This window comes from Cryptosporangium minutisporangium (genome assembly GCF_039536245.1).
Taxonomy (GTDB): domain Bacteria; phylum Actinomycetota; class Actinomycetes; order Mycobacteriales; family Cryptosporangiaceae; genus Cryptosporangium; species Cryptosporangium minutisporangium.
This window is the reverse complement of sequence record NZ_BAAAYN010000038.1, coordinates 146,407-160,517: the sequence shown is the minus strand read 5'-3', so window position 1 is coordinate 160,517 and position 14,111 is coordinate 146,407. Positions and strand designations below refer to the sequence as shown.

Below are 14,111 nucleotides of genomic sequence, written 5' to 3'. Positions count from 1 at the left end.
AGGATCTGCTCCCGGCTCATCGCGACCCGCCGCTGCCGACGCAGCTCACGCGGGCCCAGCCCGTCGGGCTGGTCCGGTGAGCCCTGTGAGTTCAGTGCGACCGATTCGGCGGCCGAGGTCGATTCGTGCACCGGTTCAGTCTGCCATCGCCGGACGCGGAAGCCGACGACACCGGCGTCCGCCGACGGCCCTGCGCGGCCGAGCTCTCCGGGGACTCATCGCACCAGCGTGATCGCCCGCTCGGGGCACGCCGCCGCACCCTCCTCGGCGGCCCGTTCCCGCTCGGCCCGGATCTCCTCGCCGGCGAGCACGCAGTGCCCCTCGTCGTCGAGGTCGTACACGTCGGGGGCGGCCGAGTAGCACAGCGCGTGCCCGGTGCACGCCTGCCGGTCGACGCTGGCCCGCATCAGACGTGCCAGTCGTAAAGCTTGAGGTACGCCCCGGCGTCGACGCGCATTTGCATGCCGGTGACGTACCGCGACTCGTCGGAGGCCAGGAAGACCACCATCGCGGAGATGTCTCCGGGCTCGACGTAGGGCACGTTGAAGCCCTGCATCGTCGGGAACACCTCCTCGGCCTCCTCGCGGGTCGGGTTCTCCTTGTCCGGCCGGAACGCGCGGTACATCGGCTTGCTGTGCAGCATGTTCGTGTTGCAGTTCGTCGGGTGGACCGCGTTCACCCGGATGTTCTGCGGGATCACGGTGCGACCGAGCTCGTGGACGTAACTCGCGAGCGTTCGCTTCGCCCACATGTAGCCGGTTCCGCCCGGGTCGCCACCGGGGTTCCCGGCGGTCTCGTTCGAGATCATCGCGGCGATCGACCCGGTCGCGATGATCGACGCGCTCCCACCCAGATGAGGTAGGGCGGCCTGGATCGTGTTGATGGACCCGATCAGGTTGACGTCGATCACGTCCGACCAGGCCTGCACCTTCGGCCGGCCGGACATCGGCGCGATCCCGGCGTTGGCCACGACGACGTCGAGGTGCCCCAGTTCCGCGACCCCCTCCTCGAGCACCGCCCGCAGCGCGACCGGGTCCCGGGTGTCGGCCTCGCGGGCGACGATCCGGCGGTCCAGCGCCTCGACCTGCCGCGCGGTCTCTTTGAGGTCCTCCGGCGTGGCCAGCGCGTAGCCGACCGTGTCGATGTTCTTGCAGAGGTCGATCGCGATGATGTCCGCGCCTTCCTCGGCCAGGCGCACCGCGTGGCTACGCCCCTGGCCCCGCGCCGCTCCGGTGACGAACGCGACCTTTCCGTCAACGCGCCCCATGATGTCCTCCCTCAAGGCCGAGCGATGGTTTTGACCTCGAGGAAGTCCTCCAGGCCCTCGGTGCCCCACTCCCGGCCGACGCCGCTCTGCTTGTAACCGCCGAACGGCGACTCCGGGTCGAACCACTGCGCGCCGTTGACGCCGACCGTGCCGGTACGCAGCCGGCGGGCCACCCGCATCGCGCGCTCCTCGTCGGCGCTGAACACCCCGGCGGAGAGCCCGTACGGCGTCCCGTCGGCGATCCGCACCGCCTCCTCCTCGTCGGCGTACGGAATGATCGCGAGCACCGGGCCGAAGATCTCCTCCTGCGCCAGGCGGGACGCCGGGTCGACGTCGCTGAAGATCGTCGGCTCGACGAAGTAGCCCCGGTCGAACCGCGAACCCCGCCCGCCGCCGGCCAGCAGCCGGGACTCCGCGCGGCCGAGGTCGTAGTAGGACAGCACCCGGTCGCGCTGCCGCGCGCTGATCAGCGGCCCCATGATGTTGCCCGGGTCCCGCGGATCGCCCCACGGGATACCGGCGAGGGTGGCGACCGCGATCTCCTCGGCCTCGGCCAGGCGCGATCGCGGGACGAGCAGCCGGGTGAGCAGCACACAGCCCTGCCCGGCGTGCATGCAGACGCTGAAGACGACCGATCCGACCGCCGCCGCGAGGTCGGCGTCGTCCAGGACGATCGCCGCGGACTTCCCGCCGAGCTCGAGCGTGACGCGCTTGATCGTCGGCGCGGCGTTCGCCATCACCCGGCGCCCGGTCTCGGTCGAGCCGGTGAACGTCACGTGGTCCACCGACGGATGCGACGTCAGCAGGCCGGCCACCTCGACCGACGACGTCGTCAGCACGTTGAACACGCCGGGCGGGATGTCGGTCTGCTCGGCGACGAGCCGGCCGAGTTCGGTGGCGCTCCACGGCGTCTCCGGCGCGGGCTTCAGCACCACCGTGCAGCNACCGACGACGTCGTCAGCACGTTGAACACGCCGGGCGGGATGTCGGTCTGCTCGGCGACGAGCCGGCCGAGTTCGGTGGCGCTCCACGGCGTCTCCGGCGCGGGCTTCAGCACCACCGTGCAGCCGGCCGCCAGCGCGGCGGACGCCTTCGCGAGGTTGAGGTAGACCGGGTAGTTCCACGGGGTGATCGCCGAGACGACGCCGGCCGCCTCCCGCCGCACCGTGCGCCGGGTCGGGCTGCCGAAGATGTCCTTCACCGGCAGCTCCCGCTCGAACGGGTAGCTCTCCAGCAGGTCGATGTAGTGCGACAGGTAGTCGATCGGCCCGTCGAGCTGGGTGATCCGGGTGGTGAAGACCGGCGTCCCGGACTCCGCGACCACCAGCTCGCGAAGCGTGTCCGCCTCCTTGCGCAGTGCCTCCTGCAGCTGGACCAGGCAACGGCGCCGGAACGCGGCATCGGTCGACCAGCCGGTGGTATCGAAAGCCCGGCGGGCGGCGGCGACGGCTCGTGTGGCGTCGGCGGCGGTCCCGTCCGGTGCGACGCCGAGCACCTCCTCGGTCGCCGGGTTCACGTTCTCGAACGTGCCGCCGTCCGACGCGGCGACCAGCTCACCGTCGATCAGCAGACGATGGTCGGTCATCGGATCTCCTCTCCGACCGGCCCACCGGAAACGCGGGGACCGGGGGTGAACCGCACCGGGAGCTCCTTCAACGCGTAGACCGCAGCCGCGTCGCCGTACCGGACCGGCTCACCGGCGAGCGCGAAGTCGGGCAGCCGCCGCAAGACCTGCTCGACCATCACCCGGAACATCACCCGGGCGTGGTTGGAGCCGAGACATCGGTGCTGCCCTACGCCGAACGCCATGTGGCGGTTGGGTGCGCGCTCGAGGTCGATCTCGTCGGGACGCTCGAACGCTTTCGGATCGCGGTTCGCCGCGGCCCACAGCAGCAACGCCCGGTCGCCCTTCGCCAGCCGGACGCCACGCCAGTCGGTGTCGCGGCTCACCGTGCGGGCCAGCCCCTGGGTCGGCGTGCCGTGCCGGAGGAACTCCTCGGTGGCCGAGCGCATCAGCTCCGGCCGCTCGATCAGCTGCCGAGTGAGCTCGGGCTGTTCGATCATCCGCAGCAGCGAGTTCCCGGTGAGCCCGCTGGTGGTGTCCATGCCGCCGAAGAGCAGGAGGAGCAGGTACCCGAACTGCTCCTCGACGCTGAGCGGACGGCCCTCGACCTCGCCGTTGAGGATGCAGCCGACCATGTCGTCAGCGGGAGCACCGGTCTCCTCGCGGCGGCCCAGCTCGGCGAAGATCAGGTTGGTGACCCGCTCGGTGGCCTGCTCCCGGGTCATGCCGTACTCGTCGCCGTGGATGAAGGTGTGGATCACCGTCACCCACTCGGGCCACGGCCCCTCGTCCCAGCCGAGCAGACGGAGGATCACCCGGGCCGGTAACGGCGTGGTGAGCTGCCCGACGAGATCGGCCTCGCCGGCCTCGATGAACTCGTCGATCAGCTCGTCGGCGATCGCCCGGATCTCCGGCTCCATCGCCTCCGCCCGGGCCGGCGAGAGGAACCGCGTGGTCAGCGAACGCATCGCGCCGGTCAGCGGCGGGTCGGTGTGGATCGGCGGCAGGATGGCGGCGAGCCCGGCGCCGGTGTCCTCGGCGGTGAACGGGATGTTCGTGCCGGGCGTCGAGGTGAACAGGTCGTCGTCGCGGGTGGCGTCGAACGTGGACTCGTAGTCGGTGACGACCCAGAAGCCCCCGTTCTCGGTCGACCAGGCGACCGGGCAGCGCTCGCGCAGGTCGTCGTAGATGGCGTAGTTCGCGTCGCGGAACGCCTGCCCGTGAACGTCGAGCGCGATCTGTGGCCGACGGCCCGGTCCGCTCGCAGGGGCCGCAAACCCCTGTTCGGTCGTCGTCATCGACGGGATCCTTCCCGGTTCGCGCCCTTCGAGGGACGTTCTGAATTACGGTTCACTCTAGTGACTTCATGTTCAGTCGGGGCGCGTTGGAGGAAATCCGTGGTCGAATCCCTGGTTCCGCCGGTACCGGTCACCGTCCGGGTGGGGGACGTTCCGCTGTCCGGCCTGGTGGCGGCCGTCCCGGAGCCCCGGGCGACGATCGTCGCCGTGCACGGCGCGGTGGCCAGGGCGGCGTACTTCCACGGCACCGCCCATCCCGACCAGTCGCTGCTGACGCTCGCCCAGCAACTCGGGCACACGGTGGTGGCCCTTGACCGGCCCGGCTACGGCGCGTCCGCGGCGCACACGCGCGAGCTGTCCCGCGACGAGCGGGCCGCGCTCTACCGCGCCGCGGTGACGCAGGCCGCCGCGGAACACGGCGGTACGGCGCCGGTGGTCGTCGTCTCGCACTCGGCCGGTGCCGCCCACGCCGCTCGCTTGGTGGTGGACGGGCTGCCGGGCGTCGTGGGCTGGGAGATGTGCAGTAACGGACTGCGCCACGTCCACATCGACCTCTCTCCCGCCGACGGTGGCGGGCCGCGGGACGCCGGGAGTGGCGCCTCGGTGCGGGACCTGATCTGGGGGCCCGCGACCCTCTATCCGCCCGGCGGCATGGACACCGGCGGGCGGCGCGGCGACGTGATCCGCCCGGAGCCGGCGGACGCCGAGGCCTGGCGGCGTGAGCTACCCGCCTACGCCGCCCGGGTCGCGGTCCCGGTCCGGCTGACGATCGGCGAGCGCGATCCGATCTGGGACCACACACCGCCGGTGCTGGCCGAACTCGCCGCGGCGTTCGGCACCGCGCCGCGCGTCGGAACGAACGTCCAGCCGGGCGCACCGCACAACATGAGCCTGTCGGTCGCCGCCCGCGCCTACCACCTTGGCGTGCTGGCGTTCGTGGAGCAGTGCCTGCTCGACGCGACCGTGCCGACTCCCGTTTAGCTCGCGTCCGCCGACGTCGACGAGGGGGTCGGCGCCGGCTCCGGCCGGTCGGGACGCCAGGCGAACGCGAGCAACCCGACCGCGCCGCCGACGCCGATCACGACCGCGAGCAGCGAGCCGAACACGCCGTCCCACAGCGGCAGCCCGAGCTCGACGTCCGCGGAGATCTCCCCCGGGCCGCTGACCGACAAACCGACGCAGATCACCGCGATCATCAGCACGTACTCGTAGCCGTTCTTGAACACGAAGAAGCCGTGCGAACGGTGCTCGATCACCGCCGCGACCACCATCACGCCGATGATCGCCCCGCACGCCATCGGGGTGAACAGTCCGATCGCGATCGCGATACCGGCGCCGATCTCCACCAGGACGCTCATCCAGGCGTGCACCCGGCCGGGGCGCAGTCCCAGGCTCTCGAACCAGCCCGCGGTACCGGCGATCTTGCCGCCGCCGCGCCAGTGGTTCAGCCCGTGCAGCACCATCGTGCCGCCGACCACGACCCGGAAGATCAGTAAGGCCACATCGGTGTTGTCCATCGGTCCCTCTCAGGGGAAGCGGTACAGCGTCCGGGCGTTGGTCTCGACGATCTTGCGCGCCTCGTCGTCGGGCACGTCGGCGAGCGCCTCCTCCAGCAGCTTCCGGGTGTGCGGCCAGTTGCAGTCGGAGTGCGGGTAGTCGCTCTCGAACATGATGTTGTCGATGCCGATCGAGTGCCGCAACGCGATCCCGGCCCGGTCGGCGATGAAACAGCCGTAGATGTGCTCGCGGAACAGTTCCGACGGCCGCTTGTCCGGGTTCACGCCGGTCCAGTACTTGTGCCGGCCCCAGGAGTAGTCGGTGCGCTCCAGGATGTACGGGATCCAGCCGATGCCACCCTCGGACAGCGCGACCTTCAGACCCGGGAACTTGTAGAAGACGTCGGAGACCAGCAGGTCGACGGTGGCCATCATCGAGTTGATGCCGAACAGCGCGATCCCGATGAAGAAGTCACCATCGGGCGCCAGGCCCTTGGGCATCCCGCCGGAGCCGAAGTGCATCGAGAGCGGGAGCTTGGCTTCCTCGCAGACCGCGAAGATCCGGTCCCAGTGATCGGTGTGGTAGCTCGGCAGGCCGACCTTGTGCGGTGCCTCCAGGAACGTCACCGAGCGGGCGCCCTTGGCGGCGGTGCGCTCGATCTCCTTCACCGACGCGTCGATGTCCCAGAACGGCACCATCACCAGCGGGATCTGCCGGTCCGGCGCGTAGGCGCACCACTCGTCCAGGATGAAGTCGTTGTACGCGGTGATGCAGGCCGCGGCCAGCTCCTTGTCCTTCGCCACCTGGAACGTGCTGCCGGCGAAGCCACCGAAGTTGGGGAAGCACATCTGCGCCCAGACGCCTTCGGTGTCCATGTCCTTGATGCGCTGGGCGATGTCGTAACACCCCGGCAGCATGTCGTCGTAGCTGCGGGGGTCCATTCCGAACTCCCGCGGGTGCTTGCCCGCGACCGCGTTCAGCGCGAAGTTGCCCGACTGCCGGCCCTCGTAGATCCAGGTGTCGTTGCCGTCGGGCAGCTTCTCGATCCGCGGGGCCTCGTCCTGCCACTTGCTCGGCAGCCGGTCGAGGAACACCCGGGAGTGCTCGATGACGTGGTCGTCGACCGAGATGATCTTCGCGTCCTTGGGAAGAGCCATGATCCCCTCCTAGCGGGGTGCGAAACGGACGGCTCCGTCCAGGCGAAGCACGTGTCCGTTGACGTAGTCATTCTCGACCAGGTGACGCGCGGCCGCGGCGAACTCCGGCGGAGCACCGAATCGCTTCGGGAACGGCACGGTCTTCGCGAACGCGGTCTTGAAGTCGCTCTCCGCCGGACCCCACGCCGGGGTGTCGAGCAGTCCCGGCGCGATGCAGTTCACCCGGACGCCGACCGCAGCCAGGTCACGGGCGGTGATCAGCGTCATCCCGATGATCCCGGCCTTCGCCGAGCCGTACGCGACCTGGCCGATCTGGCCCTCGTAACCGGCGATCGAGGCCGTCACCACGATCGCGCCGCGCTGACCGTCGGCGTCCACCGGCTCCTGCGTCGCCATCTCGGCCGCCGCCAGTCGCACCGTGTTGAACGCGGTGACCAGGTTGTTCCGCACGGTCCGCTCGAAGGCCTCCAGCGAGTGCGGTGTTCCGGACCGATCGAGCGTCCGGGCCGGGCCCGACCCGCCGCCCGCGCACGCGACCACCGCCCGCAACGGTCCCCGGTCGCGCCCGGCGGCGACCGCCGCGGTCATGTCCTCCTCGCTCGCCGCGTCCGCGGCGACCGCGAGCGCCCGGTCGCCGAGATCCTTCGCGACCCGGTCGGCCGCGGACGCGTCCCGGTCGACGACGACCACGATCGCGCCGGCGGCGTGGAAGCCGCGTGCGGTGGCCTCACCGAGGCCCGATCCGGCGCCGGTGACGAGAACTCGTGCTCCGTCGATCTGCATGGGACTCCTCAGTCCGAGGCCGGCAGGGGCTTGGCGTCCAGGCGCTCGATCGGGCGTCCGTCCACCTCGACCGGGCCCGGCCCGGCCTTCGTGCAGAGCAGCTGCAACCCGCTGACCGGGTCGGTGTAGCGCTTACCGAGCAGCAGTGGCTCACCACTCTGGGCCACCCCATCGCGCGCCACCGAGCCCGCCGGGGCCATCGGCTCCCCGCCGCACCGCAACGTGACCGGCCCGGACGGCGGGCGCACGACCAGCACCTCGGTCGGTCCGGTCGTGCTGGTCCATCGGCTTCCCGCGTTCATTCATCGCTCCTGGGTCAACAACATGCAGGACGACGGCGTCAGCCCGCCGCTGGAGACGACGGCGACCTCCGCACCGGGCACCTGCCGCTCACCGGCGGCACCGCGGAGCTGGGTGACGGCCTCGTGCAGGAGCCCGAAGCCGTGCGTCCGGCCGTGCGAGAGCTGCCCACCGTGGGTGTTGAGCGGCAGCTCGCCGTCGAGCGCGATCCGCTTCCCTCCCTGGAGGTAGTCGGGCGCCTCACCGATGCCGCAGAAACCGAGCCCCTCCAGCCACGACAGGCAGTTGAACGTGAAGCCGTCGTAGAGCTGCGCGACGTCGACGTCGGCCGGCCGCAGGTCGGTCCGGCTCCACAGGTGCGCCGCCGAGCCGAGCACCTGCGGCTCGTGGGTGAGCGTGCTCTGGTCCCACGTGACGCGCTCGGTGATCTGGGTACCGACCGCCGCGAACCGCACCGGCGGCTGCCGCAGGTCCCGCGCGACGTCGGCACGGGAGATCACCACCGCCACCGACGCGTCGCACGGCACGTCGCAGTCGTAGAGGCCGAACGGCGTGGTGATCATCCGGGCGGACAGGTAGTCGTCCATCGTCAGCGGCGTCCGGTAGATCGCGGTGGGGTTCCGGGCCGCGTTCGCCCGCTGGTTGAGCGCGATCCAGCCGAGCGTCTCCCGCTCCATCCCGTACCGGTGCATGTAGTGCGACGCGGTCATCGCCAGCGGGTGCGCCGCCGACATCGCCCCGACCGGCAGCATGAAGTCCATCGGCGGTCCGACCCGGCCCCGCGGCAGCGGAAGGCGGCCGGCGCGCAGGAGCTCGGTGTGGGTGGTCTGCCAGACCGTGCGGTAGACCAGCACGTGCCGGCAGAGCCCGGCAGCGACCGCAAGCATCGCGGCGACGACCGATCCGCCGGGGCCGGGCACCTCCGCGCCGCCGTTGTACCAGACCGGGCGCAGCCGCAGCGTCTCCTCGAGCAGCGTCAGACCGCCCTCGGAGAAGCCGCCCGGCACGGTGCCGCCGGGGTAGGTCGCGAGGCCGTCGATGTCGTCGAACGTCAGCCCGGCGTCCTCGACCGCGGCGCGGCACGCCTCGACCGTGAGCGCCAGCGGATCCGCCATCAGCCGCCGCCCCATCCGGCTCGTGCCGATGCCGGTGACCGCGGACTTCTCCTCGTACCGGTCGTCGGAGACCGGCGGCCGGGCCGTCACCCGCACGACCGCGGGATCCTCCTCCAGGGGCGGGAGGCCGCGCGGCTCCCCCGCCACCCGGAACTGCGGGATCCAGACGGTCTTGACCTGTTCGAACTCGACCGTCACCGGCTGGCCGATCGCGACGTCGTCCGGCTCCGCGCCGGTGATCCGCGCGGTGATCCGGACCCGGTAGTCCTCCTCCAGCGCGACCGCGGCGAGCGCGACCGGCTCCGGCGGCTCGGGGCCCCACTGCTGATGGTTCACGGTCACGCCGACGATCTGCCCGCGGCCGGAGAGGTCGACGGTGTCCAGCGCGGTCGACCGGCAGCGGTGGCACGCGGGGCGCGGCGGATGGATCAGCGAGTCGCAGGAACGGCAGTGCAGCATCCGCAGGACGCCGTCCGAACCGGCCGTCCAGTAGAACTCGTTCTCGGGGGTGACCAACGGCAGCGGCACGTCACACCGCCCCGGTGTCCTGGAGCGCCGTGATGTCCTCCCACGAGTAACCGAGCTCCAGCAGGATCTCCTCGGTGTGCTGTCCGACCTCCGGCGCCGGGGTCAGCTCGGGGGCCGCGCCGTCGAACTGCACCGGGTTCGTGATCAGCGGGAACTCCAGATCGCCCTTGTGCACGGTCTGCGCGTAGGCGTTCGCGAGCGCCTGCGGGTCCTCGGCGACCTCGTACGGGGTCTGCACCGCGGCCCAGGCGCCCTCCATCGTGCCGAGGATCGTCCGCCATTCGGCCAGGTCACGGCCGGCGAACACCTCGTCGAGCAGGCCGATCAGCTCGCGGCGCCGCAGGTACCGCGCGGTCGCGTCCGGATACTCCTCGACCCACTCCGGCCGCTGCACCGTGCGGCAGAACTCCGGCCAGTACCGGTCGGACTGCAACATCATCAGCTGCAGGTACCGCCCGTCGCGCGTCTTGTAGTTGGCGACCAGCGGGTTCGGCGTCTTGCCGCGGGCGTTGCGCGGCACCGGCTCGGTGATGCCGTAGGCGCGGGCGCTGATGATCTCCGCCGACATCAGCCACATACCGAGGCCGAGCAGCGACACGTCCACGACGAGGCCCTGACCGGTGCGTTCGCGGTGCAGCAGGGCCGCGGCGATGCCACCCGCGATGGTCTGCCCACCGGCGAGGTCGTTGTAGGCCGCGGGCTGGACCACCGGATACTCCCCTGGTTGGGTGATCACGCTGGCCACGCCGGACCGCGACCACACCGCCGCACTGTCGAACGAACCCTTGTGGCTCTCCGGCCCGGCCGGCCCGTGGGAACTGCCCCGCACGTAGACGATCGAGGGGTTCACCGCGCGGATGTCGTCGACGTCGATCCCGACCTTGCGGCGCGCCGGCTCCAGCCAGTTCGTCAGGAACACGTCCGACCGGGCAGCGAGCTTGAGCAGCAGTTCCTTCCCGCCGGGCGACTTGAGGTCGACCGTCAGGCTGCGCTTGTTCCGGTTCGGCTGCTCGATCAGGTAGTTGACGTTCGCCGCATCGCCGCCCATCAGGGCGGAGGTCACCAGGCCGCGCTGCGGATCACCGGCGCCGGGCTGCTCGATCTTGACGACGTCGGCACCCCAGTCGGCGAGTACCGCGCCGGCCGCGGGCACGAACGTCCACGCCGCGACTTCCAGTACCCGCACGCCCTCCAGAACTCTCGTCATGCGGGCCACCATACGGCAGCACTGAATCTCTGTTCAGAGTTCTGAAGAAGTGCTCATGAGAACGTGTTCTACCCGTCTGATGGTCTTGTCACACCATGAAAGATGTGTAAACTCCGGTTCACGAATTGTGGCCGCACCGTTTCGGCGGCCGACGATTCCCCGGACGAAATCTCCCCGGCGGGCGCGCCAGCCGGGCCCACCCTTCGGCGGTCCCCACCCCGGCGACTCGTCGCACACCCTTCTGCACGTCGAGCAGCTCATCGGCCACTCGGCCGGACCGGTGCGTCCGGCCTCGACGGTACGAGGCGATACATGTCGACAACGATGTTGCATTCCCCGCCCCTGATGCCGGAGCTCTTAGCCCAGGCGCTCAACCGGTACGACGACAGGCCCGCGGTCCTGGTGGACGGCGAGACCGTCACCTACCGCGGCTACCGCGAGGCGGTCAGCCGCTGGTCGCAGGCGTACCGGTCGATCGGCCTCGGGCCCGGCGACGGCGTCTCGATCCTCGCGCGCAACCGGCCCGAGGTCCTCTTCGCGACCGGCGCCGGGATGATGGCCGGCTGCCGGGGCACGCCGCTGCACCCGCTCGGTTCGGCCGACGACCACGCATACGTGCTGGAGAACGCCGAGATCAAGACGCTGGTGTTCGACCCGGCGCTGGAGGAGCACGTCACCGCGCTGCAGGCGAAGGTACCCGGGCTGCGGCTGCTGGCACTGGGGCCGTCCACGATCGCCGAGAGCCTGCCGGAGCTGGCGGAGAAGTTTTCGCCGGAGCCGCTCCGCCCACCCGCGGTCGACCCGGAGTCGATCTCGTCGATGTCGTTCACCGGCGGCACCACCGGGCGGCCGAAGGGCGTGCTCGGCACCTACCGCGGCGGCGCCGAGCTGACCAAGATCCAGATGGCCGAGTGGCAGTGGCCGGACGACATCCGCTTCCTCGTCGCCGCGCCGCTCTCGCACGCGGCCGCCGCTTTCACGCTGCCGGTGCTGTTACGCGGCGGCTCGTTCGTGGTGCTGTCCGGCTTCACCCCGGGCGGGTGGCTGAAGGCCGTCGAGGAACACCGGATCACCTCGACGATGATCGTGCCGGCGATGCTCTACGCGATCCTCGACCACCCCGACCTGGCGACGACCGACACGTCCAGCCTGGAGACGGTGTTCTACGGCGCCTCGGCCGCGTCCCCGGCCCGCCTCCAGCAGGCGATCGACCGGTTCGGCCCGGTGTTCTTCCAGTTCTACGGGCAGAACGAAGCGCCGATGACGGTCACCGTGCTCCGCAAGGAGGAGCACACCCCGGACAAGCTGGCCACCTGCGGTCGCCCGGTGCCGTGGGTGCGTACGGCGCTGCTGGACGAGAACAACGAGCCGGTCCCGCCCGGTGAGGCCGGGGAGATCTGCGTCCAGGGTCCGCTGGTGATGAACGGGTACAACAAGCTGCCGGAGGAGACCGCCGAGGCGTTCCGCGGCGGCTGGCTGCACACCGGCGACGTCGCTCGCGAGGACGAGGACGGCTTCTGGACGATCGTCGACCGCACCAAGGACATGATCGTCTCCGGCGGCTTCAACGTCTTCCCGCGTGAGATCGAGGACGTGCTCACCACGCACCCCGACGTCTCGGCCGCCGCGGTGATCGGCGTCCCGGACGACAAGTGGGGCGAGGCGGTCAAGGCCGTCGTGGTTCCCCGGCCCGGCGCGGTGATCGACGCCGAGGCGCTCATCGCGCTCGTGCGCGAGCACAAGGGGCCGATCCACGCCCCCAAGTCCGTCGACGTCGCGGAGTCGCTGCCGCTCACCCCGGTCGGCAAGGCCGACAAGAAGGCGCTCCGCGAGAAGTACTGGGCCGGTTCCGACCGGCGCGTCCACTGAAGACCAGCCCCGGCGACGGCGGCGGTCAGTCCGCACGACACCTCTAGCAGGGAGCGCGCATGCTCACGTATGACACGTTGTACATCGGGGGCGAGTGGGTCGCCCCGGCCGAGACGCGAGTGTTCGACGTCGTCTCCCCCGCGTCCGAAGAGGTCGTCGGACGCGTGCCGGAAGCATCGAACGCGGACATCGACAACGCCGTGGCCGCGGCCCGGAAGGCGTTCGACGAAGGCCCGTGGCCGCGCACCAGCGGCGCCGAGCGGGCCGACGCGATGGCCCGGCTCTCGGCGATCATCAACGAGCGCATGGAGGACTTCGCCCGGACGATCAGCACCGAGATGGGCTCGCCGCTGGGCTTCTCCCGGATGGGCCAGGTGCTCGCCGCGACGATGGCGCTGGACTACTACACCGGTCTGGCCCGGGAGACCGCCTGGGAGGAGACCCGCGCCGGGCTGCTCGGACCGACCGTCGTCCGGCGGGCCCCGGTGGGCGTCGTCGCGGCGATCGTGCCGTGGAACGTCCCGATCTACGTCAGCATGCTCAAGCTCGCGCCGGCCCTGGCTGCCGGGTGCACGGTCGTGCTCAAGCCGGCACCGGCCAGCCCGATCTCCGGCCAGCTGCTCGCCGAGGCGGTCGAGGCGGCGGGCATCCCGGCCGGCGTCGTCAACGTCGTCCCGGCCGACCGCGCGGTCGGCGAGTACCTGGTCACCCACCCCGGCATCGACAAGGTCAGCTTCACCGGCAGCACCGCGGCCGGTCGCCGGATCGCGAGCCTGTGCGGGGAGAACCTGCGCCGGGTGACGCTGGAGCTCGGCGGCAAGTCTGCGGCCGTGCTGCTGCCCGACGTCGACCTGGCCAGCGCGCTGCCGCAGGTGATCAACGTCGGGCTGATGAACAACGGGCAGGCCTGCGTCGCGCAGACCCGGATCCTCGCGCCCCGGGACCGCTACCGCGAGGTGGTGGACGCGGTCGTCGAGCAGGTGGCGGCGCAGATCGTCGGCGACCCGCTGGACGAGGCCACGACGATCGGTCCGCTGGTCAGCGCCGGACAGCGGGAACGCGTCGAGGGGTTCCTCGCGGCCGGCAAGAAGGAGGGCGCGACCGTGGCGCTCGGCGGCGGGCGCCCGAAGGGGTTCGACCGCGGCTGGTACGTCGAGCCGACCGTCTTCTCCGACGTCGACAACAAGATGACGATCGCCCAGGAGGAGATCTTCGGCCCGGTGCTGTCGGTGATCCCCTACGGCGACGTCGACGACGCGGTCGCGATCGCGAACGACTCCCGCTACGGCCTCTCCGGTTCGGTTTGGACCGCCGACGCCGACGCCGGCCTGGACATCGCCCGGCGCATCCGCACCGGCACGTTCAACGTCAACACGTTCATGCTCGAGAACTGCGCGCCGTTCGGCGGTTTCAAGGAGTCCGGGCTGGGGCGCGAGCTGGGGCCCGAGGGGCTCTCCGCGTACGTCGAATACCAGTCCGTGAACCTTCCCTTCGGTTACACCCCCGCGTCCTGAGGAGCGTGCGTC

Annotated in this window: 13 protein-coding genes and 1 pseudogene; 3 read left to right on the top strand and 11 right to left on the bottom strand. The window is 71.0% G+C overall.

Translation table 11 applies throughout. The features are described 5' to 3' along the window. Window positions 1-215 precede the first annotated feature (215 nt). The 5 genes and pseudogenes from ABEB28_RS27770 to ABEB28_RS27750 all read right to left on the bottom strand — a co-directional run bounded on the left by ABEB28_RS27770 (window position 216) and on the right by ABEB28_RS27750 (window position 4,129). Window positions 216-407, bottom strand: a complete 192-nt coding sequence (locus ABEB28_RS27770) for a ferredoxin (protein WP_345731177.1) — start codon at window positions 405-407, stop codon at window positions 216-218. Continuing rightward, the gene (locus tag ABEB28_RS27765) at window positions 407-1,267 is read right to left on the bottom strand and encodes a mycofactocin-coupled SDR family oxidoreductase (protein WP_345731176.1); all 861 of its coding nucleotides are present in this window, start codon (window positions 1,265-1,267) and stop codon (window positions 407-409) included. Before ABEB28_RS27765 ends, ABEB28_RS27770 begins: the two co-directional genes overlap by 1 nt. 11 nt (window positions 1,268-1,278) lie before the next feature. Next, window positions 1,279-2,202 (bottom strand): aldehyde dehydrogenase family protein, encoded by a 924-nt coding sequence (locus tag ABEB28_RS27760; protein ID WP_345731175.1) that lies wholly within the window; start codon window positions 2,200-2,202, stop codon window positions 1,279-1,281. 126 nt (window positions 2,203-2,328) lie between these two features. Beyond that, a pseudogene (locus ABEB28_RS27755) lies at window positions 2,329-2,852 on the bottom strand (aldehyde dehydrogenase family protein); the annotation flags it as partial. Further along, entirely contained in the window at window positions 2,849-4,129 is a 1,281-nt protein-coding gene (locus tag ABEB28_RS27750; RefSeq protein WP_345731173.1) for a cytochrome P450, read from the bottom strand. The pseudogene ABEB28_RS27755 and the gene ABEB28_RS27750, both read right to left, overlap by 4 nt. 99 nt (window positions 4,130-4,228) lie before the next feature. Between ABEB28_RS27750 and ABEB28_RS27745 the strand changes: the two genes are divergently transcribed. Further along, on the top strand, window positions 4,229-5,110 hold the full coding sequence (locus tag ABEB28_RS27745; protein WP_345731172.1) for an alpha/beta fold hydrolase: 882 nt from the start codon (window positions 4,229-4,231) through the stop codon (window positions 5,108-5,110). On the opposite strand, the gene ABEB28_RS27740 is transcribed toward ABEB28_RS27745, so the two are convergent. Genes ABEB28_RS27740 through ABEB28_RS27715 form a run of 6 tightly spaced genes read right to left on the bottom strand, consistent with a single transcriptional unit; the run spans window position 5,107 to window position 10,716 of the window. Next, the gene (locus ABEB28_RS27740) at window positions 5,107-5,646 is read right to left on the bottom strand and encodes a DoxX family protein (protein WP_345731171.1); all 540 of its coding nucleotides are present in this window, start codon (window positions 5,644-5,646) and stop codon (window positions 5,107-5,109) included. The two genes, ABEB28_RS27745 and ABEB28_RS27740, sit on opposite strands and share 4 nt — an antisense overlap. Window positions 5,647-5,655: 9 nt before the next feature. Further along, window positions 5,656-6,783 carry an amidohydrolase family protein gene (locus ABEB28_RS27735; protein ID WP_345731170.1) on the bottom strand — a complete coding sequence of 376 codons (1,128 nt, stop codon included), beginning with the start codon at window positions 6,781-6,783 and terminating at the stop codon, window positions 5,656-5,658. A 9-nt stretch (window positions 6,784-6,792) separates the two neighbouring features. Beyond that, window positions 6,793-7,566 (bottom strand): SDR family NAD(P)-dependent oxidoreductase, encoded by a 774-nt coding sequence (locus ABEB28_RS27730; protein WP_345731169.1) that lies wholly within the window; start codon window positions 7,564-7,566, stop codon window positions 6,793-6,795. Between the two features lie 8 nt (window positions 7,567-7,574). After that, window positions 7,575-7,868, bottom strand: a complete 294-nt coding sequence (locus ABEB28_RS27725; protein WP_345731168.1) for a hypothetical protein — start codon at window positions 7,866-7,868, stop codon at window positions 7,575-7,577. Further along, window positions 7,869-9,509 carry a thiolase C-terminal domain-containing protein gene (locus tag ABEB28_RS27720; protein ID WP_345731167.1) on the bottom strand — a complete coding sequence of 547 codons (1,641 nt, stop codon included), beginning with the start codon at window positions 9,507-9,509 and terminating at the stop codon, window positions 7,869-7,871. Window position 9,510: 1 nt separating this feature from the next. Next, the gene (locus tag ABEB28_RS27715; RefSeq protein WP_345731166.1) at window positions 9,511-10,716 is read right to left on the bottom strand and encodes a CaiB/BaiF CoA transferase family protein; all 1,206 of its coding nucleotides are present in this window, start codon (window positions 10,714-10,716) and stop codon (window positions 9,511-9,513) included. Window positions 10,717-11,061: 345 nt separating this feature from the next. Between ABEB28_RS27715 and ABEB28_RS27710 the strand changes: the two genes are divergently transcribed. Further along, window positions 11,062-12,585, top strand: coding sequence for an AMP-binding protein (locus ABEB28_RS27710; protein ID WP_345731165.1), 1,524 nt, complete (start codon window positions 11,062-11,064; stop codon window positions 12,583-12,585). 59 nt (window positions 12,586-12,644) lie between these two features. Then, window positions 12,645-14,099, top strand: coding sequence for an aldehyde dehydrogenase (locus ABEB28_RS27705; RefSeq protein WP_345731164.1), 1,455 nt, complete (start codon window positions 12,645-12,647; stop codon window positions 14,097-14,099). Window positions 14,100-14,111 lie beyond the last annotated feature (12 nt).

What these genes read in the sequence shown, in the direction of transcription:
- ABEB28_RS27765 (WP_345731176.1), bottom strand. Translation starts at nt 1,267, where the DNA reads ATGGGGCGCGTTGACGGAAAGGTCGCGTTCGTCACCGGAGCGGCGCGG.
- ABEB28_RS27710 (WP_345731165.1), top strand. Translation starts at nt 11,062, where the DNA reads ATGCCGGAGCTCTTAGCCCAGGCGCTCAACCGGTACGACGACAGGCCC.
- ABEB28_RS27735 (WP_345731170.1), bottom strand. Translation starts at nt 6,783, where the DNA reads ATGGCTCTTCCCAAGGACGCGAAGATCATCTCGGTCGACGACCACGTC.
- ABEB28_RS27705 (WP_345731164.1), top strand. Translation starts at nt 12,645, where the DNA reads ATGCTCACGTATGACACGTTGTACATCGGGGGCGAGTGGGTCGCCCCG.
- ABEB28_RS27725 (WP_345731168.1), bottom strand. Translation starts at nt 7,868, where the DNA reads ATGAACGCGGGAAGCCGATGGACCAGCACGACCGGACCGACCGAGGTG.
- ABEB28_RS27770 (WP_345731177.1), bottom strand. Translation starts at nt 407, where the DNA reads ATGCGGGCCAGCGTCGACCGGCAGGCGTGCACCGGGCACGCGCTGTGC.
- ABEB28_RS27750 (WP_345731173.1), bottom strand. Translation starts at nt 4,129, where the DNA reads ATGACGACGACCGAACAGGGGTTTGCGGCCCCTGCGAGCGGACCGGGC.
- ABEB28_RS27730 (WP_345731169.1), bottom strand. Translation starts at nt 7,566, where the DNA reads ATGCAGATCGACGGAGCACGAGTTCTCGTCACCGGCGCCGGATCGGGC.
- ABEB28_RS27740 (WP_345731171.1), bottom strand. Translation starts at nt 5,646, where the DNA reads ATGGACAACACCGATGTGGCCTTACTGATCTTCCGGGTCGTGGTCGGC.
- ABEB28_RS27715 (WP_345731166.1), bottom strand. Translation starts at nt 10,716, where the DNA reads ATGACGAGAGTTCTGGAGGGCGTGCGGGTACTGGAAGTCGCGGCGTGG.